The following is a 3,178-nucleotide window of genomic DNA, read 5'->3' as shown; positions in this document are numbered from 1 at the left end:
CTAGATGCTCAGATAAGGATGGCATGAAAAATTACAGAAAAGTGCGGAGAGCTGAAAACCGCCGTAGTTCGTTCAGTAAGGTTATTCTTTTGATGTTTAATATATCGCTATATCGCTGAATTGTTGCCTATTTGAGATTGCTAGCGATCGCTTAAAGAGGCGCTTACGGGGTTGAGCTACAACGTTTATTTGCCATTTTTGAATCATCCTAAATTGTGGACGCAGTCACCGTAGGATTGTGACCAGAGGCCAGACAGTCTACCTCACCCCGAACTGGCTCAAGGTGTAACGATGCGACCGACACTAAGGAATTAACGTAACCCTTACTTCTAAATTGCTGAAGGGACTGGTTGCTGCAAAGGAATCCGAATCCTGAACTCAGTTCCTTCTCCAGGAGTTGAAAAACATTCCAGTTTGCCGTTATGTTTCCCTGTGATGATCTGGTAGCTGATAGACATCCCCATCCCAGTACCTTTGCCCAGCGCTTTTGTTGTGAAGAAGGGGTCAAAGATGCGCCGTTGCACTGCTTGAGGAATGCCAATCCCATTGTCCGCGATCGCCACTTGTATCCAAGCTGCATCAGCCATTGATGTGCGGATGGTGATGCGACTGGGATGGTCTTTCAGCTCTTGATACGTGTGCTTGGCGTTGTTCTCTTCGATCGCATCAATAGAATTAACTAAGATGTTCATAAACACTTGGTTGAGCTGCCCAGCGTAGCATTCAATTAGGGGTAACGTCGCGTAGTCTTTAATAATCTCGATTTCTGGCCGCTCGGATCTGGCTTTGAGACGATGTTGCAGAATCAGCAGCGTGCTGTCGATGCCTTCATGAATATCCACAGCCTTAAATTCCGCTTCATCCATACGTGAGAAGTTGCGTAAGGACAGAATAATCTGCCGAATGCGCTCGGTTCCTAGCTGCATCGAAGCCAGTATCTTGGGCAGGTCTTCTTGCAAAAACTCCAGGTCCATCTCTTCCGCTGCTGTTTGAATCTCAGGAGTAGGATGAGGATAGCACTGCTGATACAGTTGGATGAACTCTAGCAAGTCTTCAGTGTAATCCTGTACATGAGTCAGGTTGCCGTGAATGAAGTTGACTGGGTTATTGATTTCATGAGCGACTCCAGCCACGAGTTGCCCTAGACTCGACATTTTTTCACTCTGCACCACTTGAGCCTGGGACCGCTGCAATTCTGCCAAAGTATGTTTGAGTTCAGCCGTGCGTTCCTCGACTCGCTCCTCTAAGACTTCCTTGCTGTGCTCTAAAGCTGTGAACAGCTCCCTCAGCCGTCCTGCCATGTGGTTGAAGGAGTGAGACAGCGTATTAAGTTCTTGAATATTGCTGGGTTCTACCGCTTGCTCTAGATTGCCCGAGGCCATCGCTTCACTGGCTTGATTCAGACGCAGAATTGAATGAACCAGCCAACGAGAGGTGAAAAAGCCCAGGATAGAGGCAACCGCTAATGCACCAAAACAAAGCGCGATCGTGGTGCGTGTGTTCGCATTAATTTGCGCCATAAATGCACTCTCAGGCACACTCACCACCAATAGCCAGTCCAAGCCATATTCATCACGCCAGGGCATCACATTAACAAAATGCTGTTCTCCTTGTACCTCCAGCTTAAAGTCTGCGTCTTGAGCGATGGTTTGAAATTTATTAGAAGTCTGAAGGTGTTTAGCAATGGTTTGAACAACGGCATTGGGGCTCTCAATTGCTTGCAATCGCTGCACCTGGTCCTTGACTAAAGTAAAGGGCTTTTCTATCCCAGAGTTCGCGATTAGAGCACCATCCCGCTCGACCAGAAAAACTTGTCCAGATTTGCTGATATCTAAGCCACGTAAAAAATCACTCAGTTTCAGTAAATGGATTTCGGTGCCAATCATGCCGAGTAAACGATTTTGCGAATCGTAAATTGGCCGAGTGGCAGCAGCTGTGATGTATGGACTGTCAGAAAGATTTGCTGTGTAGATTTTTCCCCAAATAGGCTTCCCTGCCGCAATCGGCTCAGTGTACCAGGGTTGCTTGAGACTATCGTAATCCCAACGGGCGTTCAGCTTCGTCTGATTCCCTTGACTATCCGTGGCGTAGTTGTAAAGATTTTTGGGCAGTTGAGCTGTCCATTCCTCACGCGTGATGTTTTTATCATAGTGAGCGACTCCAAATCCCTGTCCGCTTGTCAGTCCAATCCCGGTATAAGTCAGGTTGTATACCTGCATCTGATCCCAAAAGTGCTTTGCCACAGCCTCGCGATCGCGCACATCCAGAGTGCCTCTACGGATGGCATCGGCATTCATCCGGTTCAGCATTTGAGGAATAGCGAGATAAGACGTTAGGCGTTCGTTGACCACATCGCTGGAACGATCAATTAGCTGTTCGGCCAAGTCATTGACTGCTTTCTGGCCGTTCTTGAAGGACAAATAACCAACGAGACCCACAGCTCCAAAAATCTGAAGTACGAAGGGCACCACAAGAACGATCTGTAGTGGAAAGGCCTGATTTCTTGGGGACTGTCGGAGCTTCATTATAAAAAGGGAAATCTTACATTCATCTCTCGCTTGTTTATAGAATTCCCACAACTGCATCCGGATAACTAGAGACCTGATGCAGTTGTGATACTCAGTAGAGCGGTTGTTCCGGAAGAATTCGAGTTCCACGTTTCACGGCACTAGTTTCAAGCTAAAATAAGGTAGCCTGACTCGCGATCGCCAGTAGCATCGGAGCATTTCTTTCACTCTCTGTATCACTTAATCCCTAAGAGAAACCAGATCGCCAGTGATGGTTAGCCTTAGCCTCATTGCTTCCTGTGGTCGAATGAGTTGACCTGTAATCGCACAATGCTCCTCTTGCTGAGCGGATCATCCCCTCCAGTTGCAGCTCCGACACTTTAAGGTACCGTTGCTAATCAAACGCAAAGTTTGGGCACTTTTATGGTGTATTGCAGCGGCCAAAACTATGAAACGTCGTCATTTCCTCTGCACTAGCTTATTAGCTGTTGCTGGTTGTACGACCGCCACGCGCACCTCAACGAAGCAAGCCTCAACGCTAAAAACGATCAGCCAACTGGAGAAACTGCGCTTTGCAGTATCAGATGTGAAAGGACTGGTTCTGTCGCAAGAACTATTGAGGCACAAACAATTGACCGACTCTAGACTCTATTAAGCAGTAAGTCCGAAAA

General features: G+C 47.4%; 1 protein-coding gene. It reads right to left on the bottom strand.

The window, feature by feature from the left end; genetic code table 11:
* Positions 1–329 precede the first annotated feature (329 nt).
* The gene (locus H6F68_RS28980) at positions 330–2,471 is read right to left on the bottom strand and encodes an ATP-binding protein (RefSeq protein ID WP_313930078.1); all 2,142 of its coding nucleotides are present in this window, start codon (positions 2,469–2,471) and stop codon (positions 330–332) included.
* Positions 2,472–3,178 lie beyond the last annotated feature (707 nt).

It is taken from the genome of Trichocoleus sp. FACHB-262 (assembly GCF_014696035.1).
Taxonomy (GTDB): Bacteria; Cyanobacteriota; Cyanobacteriia; order FACHB-46; family FACHB-46; genus Trichocoleus.
This window is presented reverse-complemented; position numbering and strand designations above follow the sequence as displayed.